At 57.6% G+C, this 2,637-nt stretch carries 2 protein-coding genes; both read right to left on the bottom strand.

The features are described from left to right. Positions 1-138: 138 nt before the first annotated feature. Complete coding sequence (istB, locus tag ACQ4N7_RS30085) at positions 139-909, bottom strand: IS21-like element helper ATPase IstB (protein ID WP_430715098.1); 771 nt, start codon at positions 907-909, stop codon at positions 139-141. Positions 910-928: 19 nt separating this feature from the next. After that, entirely contained in the window at positions 929-2,440 is a 1,512-nt protein-coding gene (gene istA, locus ACQ4N7_RS30080; protein WP_430715097.1) for an IS21 family transposase, read from the bottom strand. Positions 2,441-2,637: the final 197 nt, after the last annotated feature.

Genomic DNA, 2,637 nt, shown 5'->3' with positions numbered 1-2,637 from the left:
TGCGTATTTGCATAACTTCGGCACCTAGTTGCATCAACTTCGGCACCCCCTCGATTGGCGAGGGAAAAACAGCATAGCTGGGCAGGTCAGATTCATTATGCAGTCTGTGAATAGATCGTGAGAATAGTGAAACGACAATTAGGTCACGGCAGTGGACTCCGGCAGCGGAACGGCAGGTGATGAGAGGGCACTGGTGAGCTTGCGCATGGATTCGCCCTTGAGAGTAAGGCGGAGAGAATCATGGACAATGCGGTCGAGGATGGCATCAGCGAGGGTGGGATCTTGAATTTGAGCATGCCACTGGTCGACGGGGAATTGAGTGGCAAAGAGACAGGAGGCACGGCGGTAACGGTCATCTAGGAAATCAAGCATTTCGCGGGCTTGATTCGGGGAGAGAGCGTCTCTGAGCCATTCATCCAGAATGATGAGCTCAAAGCTAGCCAGATGCTTGCGGAGTTTGGGGAACGAGCCGTCGATTTTAGCGAGTTTCAATTCAGAGAGTAAATCAGCGGTTTTGAGATAGCGCACGGCATAGCCTTGTTTACAGAGGTGGTCAGCGAGGCTACAGGCGAGGAAGGTTTTACCGACACCCGTGGGGCCAACGACCACCAGACTGAGATGCTGAGTGAGCCACTGCCCCTGGGTCCATTGGAGGAACTGGGATTTTTTCAACCCCCGTGGCACCTCAAAGTCGATGTCACTGAGCGTGGCAGAGTTAAAGAGGGTGGCCTGCTTGAGTCGGCGTTGAAGGCGCTGCTGCTGGCGACGCAGGTATTCACGCTCGACCAAGAGGGCGAAGCGTTCGTCAAAGGCGAGGTCGTGGTAGGTAGGCTGGGCCTGTTGCTCTTGCCAGGCCTCCAGCAGGCCGATTAATCGAAGCGATTTGAGTTGGTCTAAGGTGTGTTGCATAGGACTCGGTAAGACAGGACTAGGAATAGTAGGCTTGGCCACGGACATGGTCATGGGGTGCGGAGGGGAGCGCGTCGTCCTCAGCGGGGAGGGGCATGTTATCGAGGTTGGCCTTGAGAATGGCTTTGAGCCGCTTAAGGCCAACCAAGGCAAAGGTGTTGGCGTGGCGACAGGCGGCCTCCAGTCGAATGGGGCCATAGCGGGTGGCTAAGGCTTGCATGCCTTTGAGGGTGCGAAACGCTTGTTCTTCGTGGTCTTTGAGGGCAAAGATAGCGTCCACCTGACGGTGCGTATGGGAGCCAACCTGAGTGGCCCAAGCCAGAAACGAGGCCTTGGACTGGGCTTTGTAGGCCCAGTGGTTCGGGGGCATATGCGCCGCCAGGGTACTGTGGCGATAGGGGATTGAGGCCTTGGGATGCACCGCAATTCGTTGATGGTCGTAGAACACTTCCACTAGCGACTCGCTGATTTTGACGCTCACCTCTCGCCGGGCAAACCAGTAGGGCACCGAGTAATAGTGGCGCTCAATCTCCAGGTGATAGTCCAGATTCACCTTCGCCTGTTTCCACTGGGCCAGGACAAAGGGCACCGTGGGTAGGGGCTTCAGCGCCGGTTGGTCGACCTGCTCAAACAGGGCTCGGCGAGAGCACCCATAGCTTTTCATCACCCGCTCATTTAAGGTCCTCAGTCGCTCTCGAATAGCATCATTGAGCGCGGTGAAACTGGTGAAGCGCTCATGGCGCAAGGGGGCTAGAATCTGGCGCTCCACCTCCTGCACGGCTTTCTCCACCTTGGCTTTGTCCCGTGGTTTATAGGGCCGAGCGGGCAGGATGGCCACCTGATAGTGCTCAGCAAACTCCTGATAGCTCCGGTTAATGCCCGGTTCATAGCGGCAGGGGTCGGTCACCCCCGATTTCAGGTTGTCGGGCACGATGGCGGCGGGTACCCCGCCCAAGAAGGCCAAGGCCCGTTGGTGAGACCCTAGCCAGTGCGGCAGCGCTTGGGAGGGGGTGGCTTCGGCAAAGGTGTAGCTACTTGCTCCCAGACAGGCGACAAAGATCTGGGCTTCTCTCTCGGCTCCGGTTTCGGCGTCGATGACTGTCACCGTCAAGCCGCAATAGTCCACAAACACTTTCTCCCCGCCTTTGTGCACTTGGCGCATCGAGAGGTTGTGCTGGCCTTTCCACTGCCCATAGCGGCGGCAGAACTGCGCGTAGCTAAACGTCCAGGCCGCTTGGTCAAGCCCTTCTTGCCACAGCAGCGCCAAGGTCACCCCTTTGCGTTGTAGCTCTCGGTGCACCTGCTCAAAATCCACGGGCGTAGCGTCCACCGGGGGCGGTTTCCCTTTCCCCAGCTGTGCTTGCGCCTCGCTGTCACTCAGCTGTAACAGCTGTTCGTAGCTCAACCCTTTGGCAGCAGCCCTCCGGAGGTAATCTTGCACCGTCGCTCGGGCGACAACACAACTGCGGGCGATCTCACTTTGGTTGTACCCCAAGTTATGGAGTCGGATAATCTCTCGAAATTTCACCATCGGCAGTTGCTCTCCTTGGCGGTGTTGGCCCATCTCGGATCTCCTCTCCCTGGCTCGCGGTCGAGCGCAGTGTATCGAGATCCACCGATGGGGTAGTCATGACCTGCCGAAGTTCATGCGATTCAGGTGCCGAGGTTCATGCGATTCACCTGCCGAAGTTGGCGCGATTCAGGTGCCGAAGTTCGTGCGATTTTGCA

This window comes from Nodosilinea sp. AN01ver1 (assembly GCF_050565655.1).
GTDB lineage: Bacteria > Cyanobacteriota > Cyanobacteriia > Phormidesmidales > Phormidesmidaceae > Nodosilinea.
The sequence above is the reverse complement of the archived record's forward strand: the minus strand, read 5'-3'. Positions and strand labels throughout refer to the sequence as shown.

Bases quoted from the DNA above. Each gene is read 5' to 3' on its own strand.
- istB (WP_430715098.1), bottom strand. From the start codon at position 909: ATGCAACACACCTTAGACCAACTCAAATCGCTTCGATTAATCGGCCTG.
- istA (WP_430715097.1), bottom strand. From the start codon at position 2,440: ATGGTGAAATTTCGAGAGATTATCCGACTCCATAACTTGGGGTACAAC.